The 21,314-nt window shown below is 73.7% G+C and carries 16 protein-coding genes; 6 read left to right on the forward strand and 10 right to left on the reverse strand.

Annotated elements, in window-relative coordinates; all coding sequences use genetic code 11:
* Window positions 1-38 precede the first annotated feature (38 nt).
* Window positions 39-2,108 (forward strand): NAD(P)/FAD-dependent oxidoreductase, encoded by a 2,070-nt coding sequence (locus tag DSM104329_RS12040; RefSeq protein WP_259315688.1) that lies wholly within the window; start codon window positions 39-41, stop codon window positions 2,106-2,108.
* 13 nt (window positions 2,109-2,121) lie between these two features.
* On the opposite strand, the gene DSM104329_RS12045 is transcribed toward DSM104329_RS12040, so the two are convergent.
* From DSM104329_RS12045 to DSM104329_RS12080, 8 genes are all read right to left on the reverse strand, one after another.
* Window positions 2,122-3,438: a flavin monoamine oxidase family protein gene (locus tag DSM104329_RS12045; RefSeq protein WP_259315689.1), complete on the reverse strand. Its 1,317-nt coding sequence runs from the start codon at window positions 3,436-3,438 to the stop codon at window positions 2,122-2,124.
* Window positions 3,425-4,675 carry an MFS transporter gene (locus DSM104329_RS12050; protein ID WP_259315690.1) on the reverse strand — a complete coding sequence of 417 codons (1,251 nt, stop codon included), beginning with the start codon at window positions 4,673-4,675 and terminating at the stop codon, window positions 3,425-3,427. Before DSM104329_RS12050 ends, DSM104329_RS12045 begins: the two co-directional genes overlap by 14 nt.
* Window positions 4,676-4,696: 21 nt before the next feature.
* The gene (locus DSM104329_RS12055; protein ID WP_259315691.1) at window positions 4,697-6,010 is read right to left on the reverse strand and encodes a flavin monoamine oxidase family protein; all 1,314 of its coding nucleotides are present in this window, start codon (window positions 6,008-6,010) and stop codon (window positions 4,697-4,699) included.
* Window positions 6,010-7,335 carry a flavin monoamine oxidase family protein gene (locus DSM104329_RS12060; protein WP_259315692.1) on the reverse strand — a complete coding sequence of 442 codons (1,326 nt, stop codon included), beginning with the start codon at window positions 7,333-7,335 and terminating at the stop codon, window positions 6,010-6,012. Before DSM104329_RS12060 ends, DSM104329_RS12055 begins: the two co-directional genes overlap by 1 nt.
* 17 nt (window positions 7,336-7,352) lie before the next feature.
* On the reverse strand, window positions 7,353-7,742 hold the full coding sequence (locus DSM104329_RS12065; RefSeq protein WP_259315693.1) for a cupin domain-containing protein: 390 nt from the start codon (window positions 7,740-7,742) through the stop codon (window positions 7,353-7,355).
* A 20-nt stretch (window positions 7,743-7,762) separates the two neighbouring features.
* Complete coding sequence (locus tag DSM104329_RS12070) at window positions 7,763-9,790, reverse strand: LamG domain-containing protein (RefSeq protein WP_259315694.1); 2,028 nt, start codon at window positions 9,788-9,790, stop codon at window positions 7,763-7,765.
* Window positions 9,791-9,865: 75 nt separating this feature from the next.
* A complete protein-coding gene (locus DSM104329_RS12075) occupies window positions 9,866-10,915 on the reverse strand; it encodes a quinone oxidoreductase family protein (RefSeq protein ID WP_259315695.1) in 1,050 nt (349 codons plus the stop codon).
* 1 nt (window position 10,916) lies between these two features.
* Window positions 10,917-11,912, reverse strand: coding sequence for an alpha/beta hydrolase (locus tag DSM104329_RS12080; RefSeq protein ID WP_259315696.1), 996 nt, complete (start codon window positions 11,910-11,912; stop codon window positions 10,917-10,919).
* A gap of 215 nt (window positions 11,913-12,127) precedes the next feature.
* Here DSM104329_RS12080 and DSM104329_RS12085 point away from each other — a divergent pair, with 215 nt between their 5' ends.
* Entirely contained in the window at window positions 12,128-13,357 is a 1,230-nt protein-coding gene (locus tag DSM104329_RS12085; RefSeq protein WP_259315697.1) for a sugar ABC transporter substrate-binding protein, read from the forward strand.
* A gap of 31 nt (window positions 13,358-13,388) precedes the next feature.
* Window positions 13,389-14,102 carry a TetR family transcriptional regulator gene (locus DSM104329_RS12090; protein WP_259315698.1) on the forward strand — a complete coding sequence of 238 codons (714 nt, stop codon included), beginning with the start codon at window positions 13,389-13,391 and terminating at the stop codon, window positions 14,100-14,102.
* A 9-nt stretch (window positions 14,103-14,111) separates the two neighbouring features.
* On the opposite strand, the gene DSM104329_RS12095 is transcribed toward DSM104329_RS12090, so the two are convergent.
* Together DSM104329_RS12095 and DSM104329_RS12100 are read right to left on the reverse strand one after the other, a co-directional pair.
* Entirely contained in the window at window positions 14,112-15,305 is a 1,194-nt protein-coding gene (locus DSM104329_RS12095; RefSeq protein WP_259315699.1) for a thiolase family protein, read from the reverse strand.
* Window positions 15,302-16,639, reverse strand: a complete 1,338-nt coding sequence (locus tag DSM104329_RS12100) for a phenylacetate--CoA ligase family protein (RefSeq protein WP_259315700.1) — start codon at window positions 16,637-16,639, stop codon at window positions 15,302-15,304. Before DSM104329_RS12100 ends, DSM104329_RS12095 begins: the two co-directional genes overlap by 4 nt.
* Window positions 16,640-16,816: 177 nt before the next feature.
* Here DSM104329_RS12100 and DSM104329_RS12105 point away from each other — a divergent pair, with 177 nt between their 5' ends.
* The 3 genes from DSM104329_RS12105 to DSM104329_RS12115 are packed head-to-tail and all read left to right on the forward strand — an operon-like array spanning window position 16,817 to window position 21,305.
* Window positions 16,817-18,250: an aldehyde dehydrogenase family protein gene (locus DSM104329_RS12105; RefSeq protein ID WP_407655907.1), complete on the forward strand. Its 1,434-nt coding sequence runs from the start codon at window positions 16,817-16,819 to the stop codon at window positions 18,248-18,250.
* 8 nt (window positions 18,251-18,258) lie between these two features.
* Entirely contained in the window at window positions 18,259-20,388 is a 2,130-nt protein-coding gene (locus DSM104329_RS12110) for a primary-amine oxidase (protein ID WP_259315702.1), read from the forward strand.
* Window positions 20,376-21,305: an alpha/beta hydrolase gene (locus tag DSM104329_RS12115; RefSeq protein WP_259315703.1), complete on the forward strand. Its 930-nt coding sequence runs from the start codon at window positions 20,376-20,378 to the stop codon at window positions 21,303-21,305. Before DSM104329_RS12110 ends, DSM104329_RS12115 begins: the two co-directional genes overlap by 13 nt.
* Window positions 21,306-21,314 lie beyond the last annotated feature (9 nt).

Raw genomic sequence — 21,314 nt, forward strand, 5'->3', positions numbered from 1 at the left:
GACCACCGGCTTGACAATTGTCTAGGACGGGGACGCCGATGAGCGGACGATCGGATCCGCGCGAGGCCGAGGCCGACGTCGACGCCGGCGAGCGTGACGTCGCGGCCCTCGACGCGCTGTGGCAGCCGCTGCGCCTCGGCGACGTGACACTGCCGAACCGCCTGATGACGTCGGCGATGACGCTGCAGTACGGCGAGCAGGGACACGTCAGCGACCGGCACGTCGCGTTCTACCGGGAGCGGGCCGCCGGCGGCGTCGGCCTCGTCTTCAGCGAGCAGCTCAACGCGACGAGCCTCAGCGCGAGCCCGTTCGGCACGGCGCTGTCCGCGCACGACGAGCGTCACGCGGCGGGCTTCGGCCGGATCGTGGAGGCGCTCGAGCCGTACGACACCCGGTTCTTCGCGCAGCTGTTCGCCGCCGGCGCCGTCAGCTCGAGCACGGCGGGGCTCGACGGCTGGGGACCCGTGCGGGCGCCGTCGCGCGTCGGCATCCCGGGCGGCGAGACCCCTCTGCCGCTGACCACCGCCGAGATCGAGACGATCGTCGCCGACTTCGCCCGCTCGGCGCGGCTGGTGCAGCAGGCGGGAGTCCACGGCGTCGAGGTGCACGGCTCGCACGGCTGGCTCGTCGGGCAGTTCCTCAGCCCCTTCTACAACCGGCGCGAGGACGCCCACGGCGGGGACGTCGCCGGCCGCTGCCGTCTGGCGCTCGAGATCGGGCGGGCGATCCGCGGCGCCGTCGGACCCGGGTTCCCGGTCGGGCTCACGCTCACCTACGACGAGCTGATCGGCGCGGCGGGGATCACCCCGGACGACACGCTGGCCCAGCTGGAGATCCTGTCGTCGGCGGGCGTCTACGACTTCTTCGACGTGTCGATCGGCTCGTCGCACTCCGAGCATCACACGATCGCCCCGATGGCCGTCGCCGAGGGCTTCTCACTCGCGTTCGCCGCGCGGGCGAAGGCGATCGTCGGCGAGCGCGCCGCGGTCTTCGTCGCCGGCCGGGTCGTGGACCCGTGGATGGCGGCGCGGGCCGTCGCGGACGGGCACGCCGACGTCGTGGCGATGTCGCGCGCGCACCTCGCCGATCCGCACCTCGTCGAGAAGGCACGGTCCGGTCGCTTCGGCGACGCGACCCGCTGCGTCGGCGCGAACGTCTGCGTCGGCCGGGCCCTGAAGGGCGAGCCGGTCGCCTGCGTCGTCAACCCGGTCACCGGGCGCGAGGGAGGCTGGACGCAGCGGCCATCCCGATCGAAGCGGACGCGCAGCGTCGTGGTCGTCGGCGCCGGCCCGGCGGGCCTGCGGTGCGCGCGGGCCGCGGCGCTCGCCGGGCACTCGGTCCGCGTCCTCGAGCGGGCCGCGCGGCCCGGCGGTCACCTGCGCCGCCTCGCGCAGCTGCCGACCCGGGAGTCCTGGTGGCGGGCGATCGACGACCTCGCCCGCGACGTCGCCCACGCCGGGGGCGAGCTGGTCCTCGGACACGACGCATCCGCCGACGAGCTCCTGGCGGCCGCGCCCGACGTCGTGGTCGTGGCCACGGGGGCGCGCCATGCGGCGACTGGCGCGTCGTGGTCACGGCCCGACCGCGCGGCGATCCCGGGCCTGGACGGCGTCGTCGCGGCCGCCGGGCTCGACGCGGCGCTCGACGGGACCGCCGGCGATCCGCTCGCGCTCGGCCGGCGCGTGGTGATCGTCGACGAGACCGGCGGCTACGCGCCGCTCGGCCTGGCCGAGCGCCTGGGCACCGCGGGCGTCGAGGTCCACGTCGTCACGCCCGCCGAGCGCCTCGGCGGCGAGGCCGCGGACCTCCTCGAGGTGCCGCACGTCATGCCGCGGCTGGCCGCGCTCGGCGTGACCACGCTCGTCGCCCACGACGTCGATCGGGTCGAGGGCGACACGGTCGTGCTCGCCGGGGTCTGGGGCGGCCCGCGGCGCGAGCTGACCGCCGTCGACTGCGTCGTGCTGGCGATGGGCCGCGAGCCGGAGGACCGGCTGTACCGCGACCTCGAGGGCCGGCTGCCCGACGTCCGCTGCATCGGCGACGCCCTCGCGCCCCGGGACACCGCGGCCGCCATCTTCGAGGGCGAGTCCACGGGCCGAGCCCTCTGAGCCCGGGACCGGCTCAGGCGTCGCGGAGGACCGCCAGCGCCTGCTGCGCGGCGCGCGCCCCCGACTCCAGAGCGCCGTCGAGCCAGCCGATCCACCGCGTGGCGATGTCGGCGCCGCCGAAGCAGACGCGCCCCTCCGGCTCCTGCAGAGCCGACGCGTCGCGGCTGAGCGTTCCCGGGCGGTGCGCCGGCCACCCTCCTCGCGCCAATGGGTCGGCGTTCCAGTCGTGGGCGTCGCTGGCGAGCACCCGGGCGTTCGGGAGATAGGCGCCCACCGCTCGGGCGACGGCGTCGGGATCGGTGACGTCCAGCGGCGAGGGCGGGGCGCTGAAGCCCACCATGAGCGTCGCGCCGTCCAACTCGTACTCGGGCGACAGCCACAGCAGGTCCTGCCCGGGGCCGAAGCAGATCGTGTCGGTCGGCCCGCCGTCGACCAGCACCCAGACCTTGCTCATGCGGTTGGGATGGCCGTCGCGCGCGAGCGTCGCCTTGGCGGGACCCAGCGCGGGGAGGAACTCGATGTCGCGCCAGACGTTGACGGGCAGCGCCACGATCGCCGCCGCGGCGCCGAACGTCCGCCCGTCGGCGGTCGTGGCGACGACCCGGCCGGGCTCGCGCTGGTCGACGCGGACGACCCGCGCGCCCAGCTCGAGCACGGGGGCGGCGTCGCGGGCGAGCGCCTCGACCACGGTGCGGGTCCCGCCGGCGAACTTGTCGACCACCCCGGCCCACCAGGCCCACGCGCTGTGATCGAAGGCGGCCATGAGCGACAGCGCGTTGAGGATCGACCACTCCTCGGGCGGCGCGCCGGATCCCAGCGTGCCCCACGCGGCGAGGAACCGCGTCGTGCGCGGGCTCAGGCGCAGGCCGGCCAGGAACCGCTCCACCGAGACGTCGAGATCGCCGAGGTCCTGCCGGTCGCGCGGGACCGATGGGTCGACGCGGTGGCTCGCCTCCATGATCCGGAACACCGCGCGCTCGAGCTCGTAGATCTCGTCGCCCTCGAGCGGGAACGCGGACGTCGGCGCGGCGTCGAAGCCCCAGCGCCAGCGCGGCACGCCGGTCTGCCCTTCGACGAGGCCGATGCCGTAGCGATCCATCTCGGCGGCGACGTGCGGCTGGAACCTCGGCGCCACCCACGTGCCGCCCAGCTCCACCTCCTGGCCGTGACCCGCGAACGGGCGCAGGAAGGTCCGGCCGCCGAGGCGATCGCGGCCCTCGAGCAGGAGGACGCGCTGGCCCGCGTCGCGCAGGTCGCGGGCGGCGCGCAGGCCGGAGAATCCTCCGCCCACGACGATCACGTCGAACGGATCCGGGTCAGGTCGCTGCATGGTCATCCTCTGAGGTGGTGGTCGATCGCTCCGGCGCGCGCGAGCGCCCGAGGAGCGCCGCGCTCGTGACGAGCATGCCGCCGGCCAGCACGCCCCAGGGCAGGGCCTGGCCCCCGATGTCGGCGAGGACCCCGCCGCCGGCCGCGCCGGCCATCTGCCCGCCGGCGAAGGCCAGGTTGAACAGGGAGTAGGTGTGGCCGTCGCCGATGCGGGCGGCGCTGACCACGTCGCGCAGGCGCAGCATCGCCGGCGTCCAGGTCAGGGCGATGGGCGCGACGATTGCGACGAGGCAGCAGGCGAGCAGCCAGGCCGTCTGCGGGACGAGCGCGACGATCATCAGCATGGCGGCGAGGGCGTAGGCGCCGACGGTCAGCCGTCGCGCGCCGACCCGTTCGAGGGCGTTGCCGCCGACCGCGGTCCCCGCGGCCTCGACGGTCCCGACTACGACGAACGTCGCCGCGATGAAGGCCGCGCCGGCTCCGAGCGCGTCCAGCCGCAGCGCCCCGAGGACGGGCAGCATGCCGACCATCACCGCCGGCAGCGTGACGAGCCAGATCGCGCCCGCGGCCCGGCGCCGGTACGCCGGGCGCGCGATGCGCGCGACGCTGCCCGACGCGGCGGCGGGTGGACCGGCCGGCAGGCGCCGCATCGCCACCGCCAGGACGAGGGCTCCGCCCGAGAGCACGCAGAAGACGAGCTGGGGCGACGTGGCCACGATCCCCGCTCCGGCGAGCGGACCGACGAGCGTGCCCGCGACACCGGCGCCCAGCACGCGCCCGATCGTCGCGGCGCGCGACGCCGCCGGCGTGCACGCGACCAGCCACGTCAGCGCGCCGGCCCAGACGACCACGCTGGCGATCCCCTCCAGGAATCGCGCGGCGACCAGCACCGAGAACGTCTGGCCGAACCCGAACGCGACCCCGGAGATCGCCAGGAGGACCAGGCCGCAGAGGACCGTGCGGCGGCCGCCCAGCCGCGAGGCGGCCACGCCAGCCGGCAGCGCCCCGAGCAGCACCCCGGCGGGAAACGCGGACGACAGCAGGCCGGCCGCGGCGTCGCTGAGGCTCAGCCGATCCGCGTACGCCGGCAGGACGGGCGCCAGCGCGGAGTACAGCAGCGAGTCCCAGAACATCGCCGTCGCCGCCCAGGAGGCGATGCGCCGCCACGGCGCCGGGTCGGGGACCGCGCCGGCGCCGAGCGGCCCGGGGGGCGGCTGCGTCGAAGCACGGGACGACACGACCGGCGGCGCAGCGCTCGCCTACCCGACCGGCAGGGCGCCGCCGAGCACCGCTCGCGCCTGCTCTGCAGCGCGAGCTCCGGCCTCCAGCGCGCCGTCGAGCCAGCCGATCCAGCGGACCGCCACATCGGCGCCCGCGAACACGATCCGGCCCTCGGGCCGGCCGAGGGCGCTGTGGTGGGCGGACAGCATCCCCGGCGGGTTGACGAGCCAGGTGCCCTTCGCGTACGGGTCGGCGGCGAAGTCATGCGCGTCGGCGGCGACGACGTCGGCCTCGGGCGCGAACTGGCGGACCGCCCGGGTGAGCGCGTCCAGATCGGACACGTCGAGCTCGCTCGGCGGGGCGCACATGCCCATCGCGATCGCCCCGTCGGGCCTCTCGAGCTCGGGGAACATCTGGACGAAGTCCGTGCCCCAGCCGGACGCGAACAGGTTCGGGGGCAGGTTCTCGACGACCATCCACGTCTTCTTCATCCGGCCGGGGTTGCCCGCGCGCGCCGGCTCCATCTTGTCCTCGGGGAGCGCCGGGCTGAACTCGATGTCGGGCCACACGGCGAGCGGCGTGGCGATCACCACCGCCGGGGCGCGGTACGTCGCGCCGGCGGCGGTCGTGACCCGGACGCCCTCGTCGTCCTGCTCGACGCGGGACACCGGAGCGGACAGCTCGATCCTCGCGCCCGAGTCGCGGGCGAGGAGGTCGACGACCGCGCTCATGCCGATCACGAAGCGGTCGGTGACGGCGCCGTACCAGCCCCAGACGCTGTTGTCCATCGCGGCGATGAGCGACAGCGCCGTGAGCATCGACCACTCGCCCGGCAGGGCGCCCGAGCCGAGCCCGGCCCACATGTAGATGAACTCGCGCACCGCGGCGGGCGTCCCGAGGTCGTCGAGGAACCGCTCGACCGACACGTCGAGGTCGGCGAGGTCCTGCTCGTCGCGCGGGCGGTCCGGGTCGACGCGGTGCGATGCCCGGATGATCTGGAAGAGCGTGCGCTCGAGGGCGTAGATGTCGTCGCCCTCGAGCGGGAAGTGGCGCTTGAGCTCGCCGCCGAAGTGCCAGCGGCTGTCCAGGTCCCCGCCGTGGCTGACGACGAGCTCGAGGTCGTAGCGGGCGATCTCGTCGGCGACGTGGGGGTGGACCTCGGGCGCGACCCAGGTGCCGCCGATCTCGACGAGCTCCTCCCGGCCGGCGAACGGGCGCGTCCAGGCCCGGCCGCCGAGGCGGTCGCGGGCCTCGAGGACGAGGACCGAGTGCCCGGCGTCGCCGAGGTCCCGCGCGGCGCGGATGCCGGACAGGCCGCCTCCCACGACGATCACGTCGAAATCCGAGCCCATCAGCTGCCTCCGTGGTTCTGGTTTGCGATGCTCAGCGCCTGCCCGGCGGCACGACGCCCCGATTCCAGGGCCCCGTCGATCCAGCCGATCCAGCCGTTGGCGATGTCGGCGCCGGCGAAGCAGACACGCGTGTCGGGCTCCTGGACCGCGGACATGAGCCGTGTCGCCTGGCCGGGCCGGTAGGTCAGCCAGCCGCCGCGCGCGAACGGGTCGGCGACCCAGTCGTGGGCGTCGACGGCGGCCACGCGGGCGCCGGGGAAGTACGCCCGGACCGCCTCGCCGACCGCCGCGCCGTCGGTGACGTCCAGCAGGCAGGGCGGCGATGAGAAGCCGACGATGAGGACGGCGTCGCCGACCCGGTACTGCGGGGCGACGAACAGCAGGTCGTTGCCCGGGCCGAAGCCCATGGCGTCCTCGGGCACCCCCTCGACCAGGGCCCAGACCTTGCCCATGCGGTTGGGATGGCCGTCCCGGGCGAGCGCCGCCTTCGCGTCCGAGAGGGGCGGATCGAAGGCGATGTCGCGCCAGACGTTGACCGGCGCGGTCACGATCGCCGCGCCCGCGGAGTACGTGCGTCCGTCCTCGCACGTGACGGTGACCGCGCCCTCGTCCTGGCGGACGTGCGTGACGCGCGCCGAGGTCTCGAGAACGGGGTCCCCGTCCTCGACCAGCGCGTCGAGCAGGCTCTGCGTGCCGCCTTCGAGCTTGTCGACGACCGCCGCGAACCAGGCGTAGGCGCTGCGGTCCGACGCGGCGATGAGCGACAGCGCGGTCAGCGCGGACCACTCGTCCGACGCCGCGCCCGAGCCGAGCGAGCCGAACGCGGACAGGAACTCGTACGTCCGCCGGCTCATCGGCTCGGCCCGCAGGAACTGCTCGACCGACACGTCGAGGTCGGCGAGGGCCTGGAGGTCCCGCGGACGCTCGACGTCGATCCGGTGGGCGGCCTCGATGATCCGGTACAGCGCCCGCTCGAGCTCGTAGAGCTCCTGACCCGACAGCGGGAAGCCGGGGGTGATCGCCCCGTCGAAGCGCCAGACGAAGCGGCTGGGCATGAGCGCGTGCTCGGCCAGCCGCAGGCCGTAGCGCCGCATCTCCTCGGCCACCCACGGCTGGTACTGGGGCGCGACCCAGGTGCCGCCCATCTCGATCGGCTGGTTCGTGCTGGCGAACGGCCGGCGCCAGGTGCGCCCGCCGAGGCGGTCGCGCCCCTCCAGGACGAGCACGCTGCGCCCGGCGTCGCGCAGGTCGCGCGCGGCGGCGAGCCCGGCAAAGCCCGCGCCGATGACGACGACGTCCGCGGAGGTCCCGGGTGCGCTGGTCATGGCCGCCGGCCCATCGATCAGAACGCGATCGGCTCGGTCTCGTCGATCGACCAGAACGTGAGCGCCGGCTCGTGCACCTGGAAGATCGCCTTCGCACCCCGCTCCATGACGATCGCGTCGCCGGGGTGCAGGTGGATCGGCTCGCCCGCCTCAGGCGTGTAGGACACGTGGCCCTCGACGAGCAGCAGGGTCTCCTGGAACGGCTGGTCGAGGTGGATCGTCATCGGCTGGCACGTCCACATCCCGGTGGCGTTGCGCCCGTCGGCCGAGCGCCAGAAGACGCTGATCTGCATGTCGACCTCGCCGGCGATCACGTCCTCCGGGCGCGGGACGTCCGGGGCCCACCGCTCGAAGGCGGCGATCGACCGGTTGAGCTTGCGCAGGCCGGGGGCCTCTGTCGCTGACACCGCGTTCTCCTGTCCTGTCCTCAGCCGCCGGCGAAGCGCCGCAGGACGTTGCCGGTGATGCGCGCGACGTCGTTGTCGCCGCCGTTGTGCGTCAGGCTGCCGCCCCACGTCACCGATCCGGTGGCGAAGACGGCGGCCCCGTTCGGGTGCTCGGCGTAGACGACGTCCGCGTGGACGTTGGCGTTGACCGTGCCGCCGGACAGGCTGTCCTGCATGAGCGTGTCCTCGACGACGGCCTGGTAGCTGTCCGAGAAGCCGCGCGCGGTGGCCAGGAGGACCGCGTGCGGCGGCGTGCCCAGCTCGTCGTCGACGCGGTCGATCTCGAAGCCCGCGGCGCCGCCCATGATCGCGCCGAAGTCGCCGAAGCGCTCGCCCTCGACCCCGTCGAAGATCCACGCGACCTCCGGGTCGTGGCTGGCCGGGAGCCGCTCGTAGCCCAGCGCGACGTCGTAGCCGTGGGCGGCCATCCCGACGAGGAAGAGCCTCTGGGGCGCCCTGCCGCGAAAGCGCCAGAGGCCGCTCGGCTCGCCGGTGCACGCCTGGTGGCACTCGCCGGGGGCCGACTGCCACGCGCGCGTGCCGGCGTAGGTCCGCCGGATCTCGAGCACGTGCGGCCGCTCCGGATGCACCGAGGTGACCCAGTACATGCCGTTGCCGCCGAGGTACATGAAGCGGCCCCCGCCGTCGAGGTACGCCTCGGTCGCGTCGAGCATCTGCTCGCTCCAGTACTCCGGGTGCGTGCCGGTGAGGATCACGCGGTACGGCTCGAGCAGCTCGAGGCCCTCGTGGTGCAGGTCCTCGTCGGTGATCACGTCGAACGGCTCGCCGAAGGTGCTCAGCCAGTCGAGGACGTGCAGGTCCGCGCCGAGCTGGTGAGCGGCCTGGATCGGCGGGGAGATGTAGTACGGCCGCATGTTCGGGATCGGCCGCAGGCGGCTGACGAAGCAGTTGCCGGTGCCGTCGGAGTGGTGGTCGTACGCGCTCAGCAGCTCATGGCGCTTGGAGTAGAGGTCCTCCGGCGCGAGCAGCGCGTTCATGCGCTCGCGCTCCTCCGGCGAGATCGAGGGCGAGGTCTCGGTCCCCGAGTGCTCGCACGAGTACGCGAGGTAGCTGAACGTGGGGGCGAGGAAGGCGATGCGCGCCGTGGGACGCCCGCGCGCGGGACGGACGAAGAACGGGATGTGGTCCTCGGCGCCACCGGCCCGCAGCCGGATGGCGTACAGGCCGCTCGGCAGGTCGTGCGGGACCTCCAGGTCGAAGTCGGGCTCCCAGCACGCGTCGTCCATGTCGTCGCGGTGGAAGTGGATCGCGCCGTACTCGCCCGGCGTCTGCCTGAAGTCGTCGCTGCGCCCGGTCCAGTTCCAGCCGGTCACGCCGCGCATCGGCATGTTCACCGTCTCGCCGTGGTGCAGGTTCGGCCCGACGTCGGTCACGCGGGTCGAGCCGATGCCGATCGCGAAGTCCCATGACGCGACGCCGTCGATGCGCGGCGCGTCGATCTTGCCGTCGAAGCCGTCGCCGATGCGCAACGGCTCGGCGACCTCCGCCGGATCGCACGGCGCGGAGGCGCGCGCGTCGCCGGACCAGCGCCGCGGGGTCTGGGACACCGTGGCGCGGCCGTCGGTGAGCTCGCCGGCGACGCGGTACCACTCGCCCCGACGTAGGGGCACGCCGGTCGTCACGCGGCTGCCGCCGACGCGCAGCTCGACGGCTCCCTCGGCGTTCACGAAGAGGCCGTCGGCGGTGCCCCAGGTCATGAGGCCCTGCTCGCCGGCGTCCGGCGCGGTGGGGCAGATCCAGGCCTCGAGGCGGAACTCCGCCGGGCGGGGGACGGGCCGGGGGAAGCGCACATACGACCCCTTCGGCAGCGCCTGCTCACGCCCCGCATGGGTTCCGTTCAGCGGCGCGTCGAGATCGCGGCGCAGCTGCGGCGAGTGCGACGGACGCACCAGCGTCGCTTCGTACTGCGGGTGCGGCGTGCTGACCATGAACCGGATCCGCTCGCCGCGCGCGACGCTCAGCCTGTCCCCGTACCCGACGATCTCCATGCAGCTCCCCTCGACGACTCACGGCCCTGACGAGCCGCCGTTGGCGCCGTAGCTGACCAGGCGACTAGACAAATGTCAAGTCTTGGGAGCGCGCGTCGGATGCTCAAGGATCACCTTGCCCACGTGGCGCCGCTCGCCGAGGTACGCGTGGGCGTCCGCCGCGCGCTCGATCGGGAAGCGGGCGGCGATCGGGATGGTCACCTGGCCGGTCAGCGCGAGCCGCAGGGCGGTGCGCTCGTCGTCCGGCGTGCAGATGCGAAAGCCGAGGATCCGCGAGCCGCGCACGAAGACCGACAGGAGGTCCACGGCCGCGGTCTCGCCCGCGTGCGCCCCGCAGATCGCCAGGCGCCCGTCGGGCCGCAGCGAGGCGAGATGGTCGTTGATCATCGGCCCACCGACCGTGTCGAGGACGGCGTCGGCGCCGGCGCCGCCGGTCAGCTCGGCGACCGCCTCCGCGACGGGGGTGTCGCCGTACACGATCACGTCGTCCGCGCCGAGCGCCTCGATGTGCGGGGCCTTCTCCGCCGATGACGTGGTGGCGATCACGCGCGCGCCGGCCAGCTTGGCGACCTGGACCAGCGCCCCGGCGACGCCGCCCGACGCCGAGGGCACGAGCACGGTCTCGCCCGCGGTGACGCGGGCCAGCCGCGTGACCATGTTCCACGCGACGCTCAGCACGCACTGCGCCGACGCGGCGACGTCCGCCTGGTCGATCGAGTCGAGCGCGATGAGCGCCTTGGCCGGCACGCGGACGTACGCGCCGTAGCCGCCCCAGCGGTGGTAGCCGACGAGCTCGAGATGGGGGCACAGGTCGGGCCGCCAGCGAGCGCAGTCGGCGCAGGTGCCGCAGGCGAACTGCTGGTGCGCCGTCACCGGCCGGCCGATCTCCCAGCCGCGCACGGCGGCCCCGACCTCGACGATCGTGCCCGCGAACTCGGCGCCGAGGACGTGCGGCAGGGCGAGCTCCCACGGCGCGGTGCCGGCGCGGCAGTCGAGGTCGACGTGGTTGAGGCCGCACGTGACGGTCTCGACGACGACGTCGTCCGGCCCGCACGGCGGGTCCGGAACCTCCTGCCAGCGCAGGACGCCGGGCGCGCCGTACTCGGTGAAGGCGGCGGCGTGCATGTCAGCGGGCGCTCTCCGAGAATGCGCGGCGCAGCGCGTCGAGCCGGCGGCCGATGATCCGCGCGCCCAGTGCCGACTCGGGGGCGAGCAGCTCGGCGGCGTGGTAGGCGCCCGGGTCGACGTGCAGCTCGGTCGGCACGCCGGCCCGCATCAGCCGTGCGGCGTAGTCGATGTCCTCGTCGCGGAACAGGTCGAGCTCGCCGACGTCGAGGTAGGTGGGCGGGAGGTCCGCCAGGTCCGTGGCGCGCGACGGCGCGGCGTAGGGCGGCACGTCGTCGCGTCCGCGGCGATCGCCGAGCAGCATGCGCCAGGCCTCCTCGTTCGCCGCCCGGTCCCAGATGCCGAGGTCCCGGATCTCGTGGGACGAGGGCCGGTCGTTGCGGTCGTCGAGCATGGGATAGATCAGCGCCTGCAGGACGAGCGGTGGGCCGCCGCGGTCGCGAGCGATGAGCGCGGTGCCGGCCGCGAGGCCACCGCCGCCGCTGGGCCCGAACAGCGCGATCCGGTCGCGGTCGACACCCACCTCCTCCGCGTTGTCCGCCGTCCAGCGCAGCGCCGCATAGCAGTCCTCGACCGGCGCCGGATGCGGGTGCTCGGGGGCGAGCCGGTAGCCCACCGAGACCGTGGTGCAGCCGAGCGCGTCCGTCAGCTCGCGCGCGAGGAGGTCCTCGGAGTCGAGGCTGCCCATGATCATGCCGCCGCCGTGGATGAACAGCAGGCCGGGCCGCGCTCCCTGCGCCGCCCGGGGCCGGTAGATCCGGACCGGCACCGCGGGCTCGCCCTGAGGCCCGGGCGCGTCGCGATCGTGGGCGACGACGGCATCCGAGGGCGGGTGCTCGGCCACCAGCGAGCGCAGCACCTCGTCGGCCCGCTCGCGACGGGCAGCGAGGTCCGCGATCGCGCCCAGGCCGCCCGGGCCCGTCCGCCGTAGGAAGTCGTCGAGGGCCACGAGCGCCTCCGGGTCGACCCGCTCGCGCAGCGCCGAGGACGGGCTCATGTCCGGCGCTCGCTCATGCGGCGGCTACTGTCGCCGCGGACTAGACAGATGTCAAGTGCGCGCGCTGCCCGGCGCTCGAGGACGTCGTGCGCCTGGGCACCGAACGCAAGTCACCGAACGGCGTCAGCGGGGCATTGACTGTCATTCCGATGGCGGTTAGTGTCACGAACGGTGCCGGCGGCGAGGGGCCGCCGGGACGACATCAGGAGGAGACCGTGTTCGCATCGCTGGGCGGCGGAGCCGCCGCGCGCCGCCGGCGGGTCACCGGCGTCGCCGTGGCGCTGTCTGCCGCGGCTCTGGTCGTCGCCGGGTGCGGCGGCTCTGACTCCTCGACGACGACGTCGGGATCGACGGCTGCGCCCGCCGGGACGACCGCATCCACCACGGACGCGGGCGGCCCCGCCGCCTCCGCGCTCCAGCAGGCGCAGGCGGAGCTGGCCAAGATCTCGGGTCCGAAGGGCCAGTTCGGCTCGCCGCCCACCACCGCGCCCAAGCCGGCGACCGGCAAGACGGTGTGGATCGTGTCCGTGGGCCAGAGCGTCCCGGCGATCGCGAAGGTCGTCTCGACGATCGAGTCCATCTCGAAGGACCTCGGCTGGAAGACGCGCGTGTGGGACGGCAAGCTCCAGCCCAACCAGCAGCTCGCCGGCATGCGCGCCGCCGTGGAGGCCAAGGCGGACGCGATCATCAACTACGGCACCGACTGCCCGACGATCCAGGTCGGCCTGCAGGAGGCCAGGGCGGCGAAGATCCCCGTGGTCGGGATCGAGTCGTTCGACTGCGACGTCGTCAAGCCCGGCGCGCCGTCGCTCTTCACGTGGGTGGTGACCTACGAGCAGGGCGACCTGACGCAGTTCCTCACGACGCTCGGCGGCTACCAGGCCGCGTGGGCCATCGCGCACGGCAAGGGGGAGAGCAAGGTCGTGCACTTCCGCGAGACGGACGTGCGCACGCTGCTGACCCTCGCCGACGCCTTCACGGAGGCGATGAAGGCCTGCTCCACCTGCGAGATCGTCGACACGGTGGAGTTCACCGGCGCGGACTACGGCCCGAAGCTCCAGCAGAAGACGCAGCAGGCCCTCGTGCAGCACCCCGAGACCGACTCCGTGTCGGCCGGCGCGGACTCGACCATCACGGGCGGCGTCGGCGCCGGCATCCGCAGCTCCCAGCACAAGCCGCCCGCGATCGGGTGGGAGTGCGACGCGTCGGTGATGCCGCTGCTCAAGAGCGGGATCGAGGGCGCGTGCTTCGACTTCGTGTCCGAGTGGGAGGGGTACGCGGCCGTCGATGCGGTGATCCGGCTCTTCGCCGGCGAGAAGCCGACGACCCAGACCGGCATCGGCATCCGGCTCGTCGACAAGGAGCACAACCTCGACGGGTACGTGCCGGGGAAGGGGCCGGTCGATTACGCGGCGATCTACCGCAAGGCGTGGGGGCTCGGCTGAGCCCCCACGGCGGGTCCGTACGATGCGGGCGTTGACGAACCTCGACGCCCCATCGCCGGGCCGCGGCCAGTCCGAGCGGCGCTTCGCCATCGCCGCGGAAGCCATCCGCCTGTTCGAAGAGCGCGGGCTCGACGCGACGACCGTCGACGACATCGCGGCGGCGGCGGGGATCTCGCCGCGCACGTTCTTCCGCTACTTCGCGACGAAGGAGGCGGCGGCGTTCCCCGACCACGAGGCGCGCATCGCGGAGCTGCGCCGGCGCCTCGGGGCGCGCCGCTCGTCGCCCGAGCCGATCGCCGCCGCGTGCGAGGTCAGCCAGGGGCTCGCGCTCGAGTACTTCAGCGCGTACGGCCTGTATCGCCCGCGGTACCACCTGGTCAAGGAGGTGCCCGCGCTGCGCGACTACGAGCGGCTGATGGACCGCGAGTACGAGGTCGCGCTCGACGAGCACCTGGCCGGCGAGTTGACCGGCGATGCGGCGCCCATCGTCGCCCGCCTCGTCGCGGCCGCGATCGTGGCCGGCGTCAACCACACGCTCGAGGTCTGGGCGAACCAGGACGAGGTCGACGGTGCGCAGCTGCTCGAGCGCACGTTCGCGCAGCTGCGGGCCGCCTTCCCGGACGATCGCTCGAGCGCTCCCGCCTCTGACGGGGCGCCCGCGGAGGACCTGATCGTCGTCGTGCCCGCCAGCAGCGCCCTGCGCGGGGCGATCGTCGAGGCCCTGCGCGGCGCCCGGGGCGACTGACCGCGCCGGTCAGCCGTCCACGCGGACGACGACGGCGGCGCCGGTGTCCCCGGCGGCGCACCCGGTGAAGAGGCCGGTGCCCCCGCCGCGCAGCGCGAGCGCCTCGATGAGCTCGACGATCGCGCGGGCGCCGGTCGGCGCCTGCGGATGCCCGTAGACCAGGCTCGACCCGAACGGGTTGATGCGCTCCTGGGCGATGCCGAGCTCGCGTTCGAGCCACAGGTCGTTGACGGCGAACGGGTTGTGCGTGGTGACGAGATCGAGGTCGCCGGGGCCGAGGCCCGCGGCGTCGAGCGCCGCCCGCGCCGCGGGCGCGGGCGCCTTGGGCATGCGCGCCGGCTCGGTGCGCGCGGTCCCGGACGACACGAGTCGCGCCACGGCGCCGTCGCGCCCGAGTTCCTTCGCCCGCTCGGCGGTGGTGACCAGCAGCCCGGCGGTGCCGTCGGCCGGATGGGTCTGCGTGCCGCCGGTGACCACGCCGCCGGGCCGCGACGGCCGCAGCGCGCGCAGGTCGTCGTGGGTGGTGGCGCGAACGCCGACGTCGGCGTCGACGCTGACGGCGGGCCGCCCGCGGGCGTCCTCGAGCTCGACGGCCACCATGTAGCGGCGCTGGAACGCGCGGTCGTCCGCGAGCGCGCGGCCGTACTGCTCGTAGCGCAGCGCGGCGACCTCGTCGAGCGCCTCGCGCGGGAAGCCGCCCTCCGCCGCGACCGCCTCCGCGGTCGCGATCATCGCCTCGCCCGTCAGCGGATCCGCGGCGAAGCTGTCGAGCGGCAGGTCCTCGCGGTCCACCCGTCCACCGGCCCCGCCGACCCCGGGGTACACGACGTGCGGGCCGTTGCTCGTGCGGTCGGTGAGCACGGTCAGCGCGAGGCCTCCGTCCGACTCGACGGTCGCGGCGGCGGCGCACAGGGCCGCGACGGACGTCGCGCACGCCTGGGCGATCGTCGGCCCGCCGAGATGCGGCGCGCCGATCCGGCTGGCCACGGTCGGCGCGGCGTAGAAGCTGCCCATCTGCGGGATCGTCATGCCCAGCACGAAGCAGCTCAGGTCGCCCGGCTCGATCGCCCGCTCGCGCATCGCCCGCGCGGTCACCGCCACGGCGACGTCGAGGCTCGAGAACGGCGCCAGCGGGCCCTGCCAGCGCGCGAACGGCGACGACCATGCGGCGCCGACCGGGATGTGGCAGCGCTCGAACCTCATTGCCCGGCCTCGGCCGGCTCGAGGACGCGGACCAGCCGCGTCTTGGCCTGGCTGCGCGGCAGCGTTCCCGGTGGCAGCAGCTCGACCTTCGCGCGGACGACGAGCTTGTCGCGGATGCGTCCCTCGAGCGTCGCGCACAGCGTCTCGAGGTCGCCGGGCTCGGCGGCGTGCTCCACGCGGACGCAGACCGGCGGATCGACCTTCGGCAGCGGACCCGGCACGACGATCTCGATCGCCCCCGTCGTCCGCGGAACCGACGACACGACGTCGCTGATCGCCGACGGCCAGACGTTGACCCCGTTGACGATCAGGAGGTCGTCGGTGCGGCCGACGCAGGTGATCCGCGGCGCCGTGCGGCCGCACGGGCACGGGGTCGTACGCACGACGACGCGGTCGCGGGTCCGGAAGCGCACGAGCGAGACGCACTCGCGGTCGAGGTGCGTGGCCACCAGCTCGCCCTCGGCGCCGTCCTCCCACTCGAGCACGTCTCCGGACTCGGGGTCCACGATCTCGGCGATCAGCCGCTCGGGGGCCAGCAGGTGGTTGCCGTCCAGTGCGTCGCACGTCGCCGCGTACATCGGGAACACGTCCGCGTTGCCGACGCTCTCGCGCACCTCGGCCCCGAAGTCGTCGGCGATGCGGTCGCGCACCGCCGGGATCGCGCCGCCCGGCTCGGCGCCGACGAGCACCCGGCGCACGCCGAGCGTGCGCGGGTCGCGCCCGAGCTCGTCGCGCATGTGCTCGGCGAGGTAGCGGGCGTAGGACGGCGTGCACGACAGGATCGTGCCGCCGAGGTCGGCGGCGGAGGACAGGAGCCGGTCGGTCGCTCCGGTGCCGAGCGGGATGAACGTCGCCCCGATGCGCTGCACCGCCTCGGCGAGCGGCAGGCCGCCGACGAAGAACCCCAGGCCGAACGCATGCAGGACGACGTCGTCCGGGCGCATCCCCTCGCACCAGTACACGCGCGCGGCGATGTCGGCCCAGGCGTCGGCGTCGGCGGCGGTGACCCCGACGTAGCTGGGCCGCCCGGTGGTCCCGCTGGAGGCGTGGACGCGGACGACGTCGCGCATCGGCACGCCGGCGTACTCGCCGAGCGGCGGAGCCGCGAGCTGGCTCTCGCGCAGCTCCGCCTTGTCGGTGAACGGCAGGTTGCGCAGGTCGCGCGGGCGCCGGATCGACCGGGCGTCGCAGCCCGCCTCGGCCAGCTTGCGGGCGTAGAACGGCGACCGCGCGACGAGCGCGGGGAGGTGGCGTTGCAGCAGGCGGGACTGGAGGTCGTCCACCTCGCCGGCGGACATCGTCTCGAGGTGCTCGCTGTAGTACGCCGCGGTCATCGGCGGGGTCCGGACGGGCTCACGCCCACGACGCTAACGGCATTGACTGTCATCTTCAAGTCAGTTACTGTCAAATGGTCGCTGGCCCACGCCTTGGGAGAGAGCCCCGTGCCCGTCCTGTCGTCCGTCAAGCCCCCGCCCGTCGTCGACCGTCTGCTGGCCGAGCCCGCGCGCAAGATGCTCATCGGCGGCGAATGGGTCGAGGCGAGGTCCGGCAAGACGTTCGAGGTCGTCGACCCGACGACGGCGCGGGTCATCGCGACGGTCCCGGAAGCGGATCGGGCGGACGTCGATGCGGCCGTGGGCGCCGCCCGTGCCGCGCTCGACGGTCCCTGGTCGCGCCTGCTGCCGCACGAGCGCCAGGCCCTGATCCTGCGCCTCGCGGACCTCGTCGAGGAGCACGGCGAGGAGATCGCCGCGCTCGAGACGCTCAACCAGGGCAAGCTGCTCGCGGTCGCCGAGACCGTCGAGGTCGAGATGGCCGCGGACTACCTGCGCTACATGGCCGGGTGGGCGACGAAGCTCGAGGGCTCGACCCTGCAGCTGTCCCCTCGCATGACCGAGGGGGTCGGCTACCACGCGTTCACGCGCCCCGAGCCCGTCGGGGTGGTGGCGTGCATCGTCCCGTGGAACTTCCCGCACCTCATGGCGGTGTGGAAGGTCGCGCCCGCTCTGGCCACCGGCTGCACGGCCGTGCTCAAGCCCGCGGAGCAGACCCCGCTGACCGCGCTGAAGTTCGCCGCGCTCGTCGAGGAGGCCGGCTTCCCGCCGGGCGTCGTCAACGTGGTCACGGGCCACGGCGAGCCGACCGGGGCGGCGCTCGTCAAGCACAAGGGCATCGACAAGATCGCCTTCACCGGCTCGACCGCCGTCGGCAAGCGCATCGGCGTCGAGGCGATGAAGAACATGACGCGGGTGTCGCTCGAGCTCGGCGGCAAGTCCCCGGTGCTCGTGCTCGACGACATCGACCCCGAGTTCATCGGCCCGGCGATGCTCGGCGGGCTGTTCTTCAACTCCGGCCAGCAGTGCGTCGCCGGGTCGCGCCTGTACGCGCCCGCGCGGCGTTTCGACGAGATCGTCGAGAAGGTCGCCTACTACGCGGACTTCCTGAAGGTCGGCTCGCCGTTCGACCCCAACGTCCAGCTGGGGCCGGTCGTCTCGCAGGTGCAGCGCGACCGCATCCTCGAGTACATCGAGTCAGGGCGGGCCGACGGCGCCGAGGTCGTCCTCGGCGGGGGAGTGATCGAGGGCGACGGCTACTTCGTCGAGCCGACGATCCTCGCCAACACGAGCCACGACATGCGGGTCGTGCGCGAGGAGATCTTCGGGCCGGTGCTCGTCGCGATGCCCTACCGCGACCTCGACGACCTCGTCGAGAAGGCCAACGACACGGAGTACGGGTTGGCCGCCAGCATCTGGAGCCAGAACCTGAGCCGCGTCCTCGAGCTCATCCCCCGGATCCGGGCCGGCACGGTCTGGGTCAACACCCATGGCGTGCTCGACGCCAACATGCCGTTCGGGGGCTTCAAGCAGTCAGGCATCGGCCGTGAGCACGGCCGCGCCGCCATCGACCACTACACGGAGACGAAGTCCGTGTGCATCGCCTACTGAGGCCACCGATGTCCGACACCACGATCAGCTCCGACCAGCACACCAACGGCGGATCGCCGGTCGCCGGCCACCAGCCGACCACCGCGCCGTCCGCACCCGGAGCGGCGGCGCCGCGCGCGACCACCCGTCAGACGCTCAAGAAGGCCAAGCGCGAGCGCCTACTGGCCGCCCACGAACGGCGCCGGGAGCACCTGGAGCGCCACGCCCATCCGCTCGATCCGCTGTCGCCGTCCGAGACGCAGCTCGCGGTGCGCCTGGTCCGCGAGCACAAGCGCTTCGCCTACGGCATGCGCTTCTCGATGCTGATGCTCGTCGAGCCCACGCGCGACCAGCTGCACGGGCCGCGGCGCGCGCGCGATCTCGACCGGCGCGCCGAGGTCGTGCTCATCGACGTCCCGGGACGGACGTCCTGGCGCGTCATGCTGAACCTCACGAAGGCCAAGGTCACGTCCTGGCGCGAGATCGAGGGTCACCAGCCGCCGATCGTCACCGACGAGTTCGTCGAGGTCGAGGTCGAGGCGAAGTTCGACGGCCGCGTCCAGGAGGCGCTGCGCCGCCGCGGCCTGGACCTCCAGCAGCGCAACCTCGTCAACGTCGACCCGTGGTCGTCCGGCAACTTCGGCGAGCCCGAGGAGAACGACCGGCGCATCGCGCGCGGCCTGTTCAACATGCGCAACCACGCCGACGACAACGCGTACGCGCACCCGATCGACGGCCTCTCCGTCGTCTACGACCTCTACGGCGAGGAGATCATCAAGGTCGAGGACGAGGAGGTGCGGCCGGTCCCGTCGGAGAGCTCGAACTACGCCGCGCACTTCCAGGATCGGTGGCGGACGGATCTCAAGCCGCTGGACATCGTCCAGCCCGAGGGCCCGAGCTTCAGCGTCGAGGGCTGGCAGGTGCGGTGGCAGAAGTGGAGCTTCCGGGTCGGCTTCAACCAGCGCGAGGGCCTCACCCTGCACGAGGTCTCCTACGACGACGACGGAACGGTCCGGCCGGTGCTGTTCCGCGCGTCGGTCGCCGAGATGACCGTGCCCTACGGCGACGTGGCGTACATCCAGCGCCGCAAGAACGCGTTCGACGCGGGCGAGTACGGCCTTGGCCTGCAGGCCAACAGCCTCGAGCTGGGCTGCGACTGCCTCGGCGAGATCCACTACTTCGACACGACGTGCATCGACACGTCGGGCGAGCTCGAGCCGAAGAACAACGCGATCTGCCTGCACGAGGAGGACGCGGGCATCCTCTGGAAGCACTGGGACCTGCGCACCGACAAGACCGAGGTGCGGCGCTCGCGCCGGCTCGTCATCTCGTTCATCTCGACGATCGGCAACTACGAGTACGGCTTCTATTGGTACCTGTACCAGGACGGCACGATCGAGCTCGAGGTCAAGGCGACCGGGATCGTGCAGACCGGCGCGCTGCACGACGGCGAGACGACGAAGTACGGCACCGAGCTGGGGCCGAACCTGTACGCCCCGCACCACCAGCACTTCTTCTGCATCCGCCTCGACCCGAGCGTGGACGGCGACCGCAACCAGGTCACCGAGGTGGAGACGGTGGCGGTCGAGGATCCCGAGGAGAACCCGTACGGCAACGCGTTCCACCCGGTCAAGCGCACGTTCGCGACCGAGACCGAGGCGCGCCGGCGCGTCAACCAGGACACCGCCCGGGGCTGGCTCATCGAGAGCACCCGGACGAAGAACGGGCTCGGCGGGCGCCCCGCGTACAAGCTGGTCGCGGGGGAGAACTGCCTGCCGTTCGCCCGCGAGGGCTCCTCGCTCCACGGGCGCGCCGGCTACATGTGGAACCACCTGTGGGTGACGCCGTTCGACGAGGACGAGCGCTATCCCGGCGGCGAGTTCCCCAACCAGCATCCGGGTGGCGACGGGCTGCCGGCCTGGACGGAGGCCGACCGCGGCATCGTCGACCGCGACATCGTCGTCTGGTACGTCCTGGGCCACCACCACCTCGTCCGGCCCGAGGACTGGCCGGTGATGCCGGTCGCCCGGATGGGCTTCAGCCTGAAGCCGACCGGGTTCTTCGACCGCAACCCCGCGCTCGACGTCCCGCCGAGCGAGTGCCACGGCGACGCCGCGTGCGGCGTCGACGCGACGAGCGACGGAGGGTGCTGCGCGTGATCGCGGCGCACCCGAGCCGCGAGCTGCGCGAGCTCGCGGCCGAGCTCGCCGCGCTTCCGGTGCCGGAGACCATCGAGGAGGAGCACGCCTCGTGGAACCGGATCTGCGCGGCGCTCGACGCGGCGCCCGACGCGACGTGGGAGGAGGTCGACGCGGACGGCGTGCCGTGCGTGTGGACGTCGGCCGGCCCCAGCGACGCGTGCACGATCCTCTACTGCCACGGCGGCGCCTTCGCGATCGGCTCGCCGTGGCACAACCGCGACATGATGTCGCGCATCGCCCGGGCCGCCGGCGGCCGCGTCCTCGGCGTCGACTACCGGCTGGCGCCGGAGCACCCGTTTCCCGCGGCGCTCGACGACACGGTCGCCGCGTGCCGCTGGCTGCTCGAGTCGGGCGTCGATCCGGCGACCGTCGTGCTCGCCGGCGACTCCTGTGGCGCGAACCTCGTCCTCGGCGCTGCGCTGCGCGCGCGCGACACGGGCCTGCCCCTGCCCGCGGCGATCGCGGCCATCTCGCCGTGGGTCGACCTCACGCAGGCCGGGTGGTCGTACGAGACGAACGCGGCCCGCGATCCGTTCGTGACGAAGGACTCGATGGACTACCTCGCGGCGTCCTACCTGGCCGGCGCGAGCGCTGAGGACCCGGCGGCGTCCCAGCTGTTCGCCGACCTGGCCGGCCTGCCGCCCGTCCTCGTCCAGGTCGGAGCGGGCGAGGCCTTGCTCGCGGAGTCCGTCTCGCTCGTCGAGCGCCTCGGGCGCGCCGGCGGCTTCGCGACCCTCGAGATCTGGCCGCACGGCGTGCACGTCTGGCCCATGTGGGCCGCGCGCGTGCCCGAGGCCCAGGCGGCGATCGAGCGCCTGGCCGCCTTCGCCGTGTCCGCCGTCGCCGGTGCGGCGACGGCGTCCCGAGTCCCCTGAGCGAGAGGT

It is taken from the genome of Capillimicrobium parvum (genome assembly GCF_021172045.1).
Lineage (GTDB): Bacteria > Actinomycetota > Thermoleophilia > Solirubrobacterales > Solirubrobacteraceae > Capillimicrobium > Capillimicrobium parvum.

Excerpts from the sequence above, each read along its gene's own strand:
- DSM104329_RS12040 (WP_259315688.1), top strand. The coding sequence starts at position 39 with ATGAGCGGACGATCGGATCCGCGCGAGGCCGAGGCCGACGTCGACGCC.
- DSM104329_RS12045 (WP_259315689.1), bottom strand. The coding sequence starts at position 3,438 with ATGCAGCGACCTGACCCGGATCCGTTCGACGTGATCGTCGTGGGCGGA.
- DSM104329_RS12055 (WP_259315691.1), bottom strand. The coding sequence starts at position 6,010 with ATGGGCTCGGATTTCGACGTGATCGTCGTGGGAGGCGGCCTGTCCGGC.
- DSM104329_RS12060 (WP_259315692.1), bottom strand. The coding sequence starts at position 7,335 with ATGACCAGCGCACCCGGGACCTCCGCGGACGTCGTCGTCATCGGCGCG.
- DSM104329_RS12070 (WP_259315694.1), bottom strand. The coding sequence starts at position 9,790 with ATGGAGATCGTCGGGTACGGGGACAGGCTGAGCGTCGCGCGCGGCGAG.
- DSM104329_RS12075 (WP_259315695.1), bottom strand. The coding sequence starts at position 10,915 with ATGCACGCCGCCGCCTTCACCGAGTACGGCGCGCCCGGCGTCCTGCGC.
- DSM104329_RS12080 (WP_259315696.1), bottom strand. The coding sequence starts at position 11,912 with ATGAGCCCGTCCTCGGCGCTGCGCGAGCGGGTCGACCCGGAGGCGCTC.
- DSM104329_RS12095 (WP_259315699.1), bottom strand. The coding sequence starts at position 15,305 with ATGAGGTTCGAGCGCTGCCACATCCCGGTCGGCGCCGCATGGTCGTCG.
- DSM104329_RS12100 (WP_259315700.1), bottom strand. The coding sequence starts at position 16,639 with ATGACCGCGGCGTACTACAGCGAGCACCTCGAGACGATGTCCGCCGGC.
- DSM104329_RS12105 (WP_407655907.1), top strand. The coding sequence starts at position 16,817 with ATGCTCATCGGCGGCGAATGGGTCGAGGCGAGGTCCGGCAAGACGTTC.
- DSM104329_RS12110 (WP_259315702.1), top strand. The coding sequence starts at position 18,259 with ATGTCCGACACCACGATCAGCTCCGACCAGCACACCAACGGCGGATCG.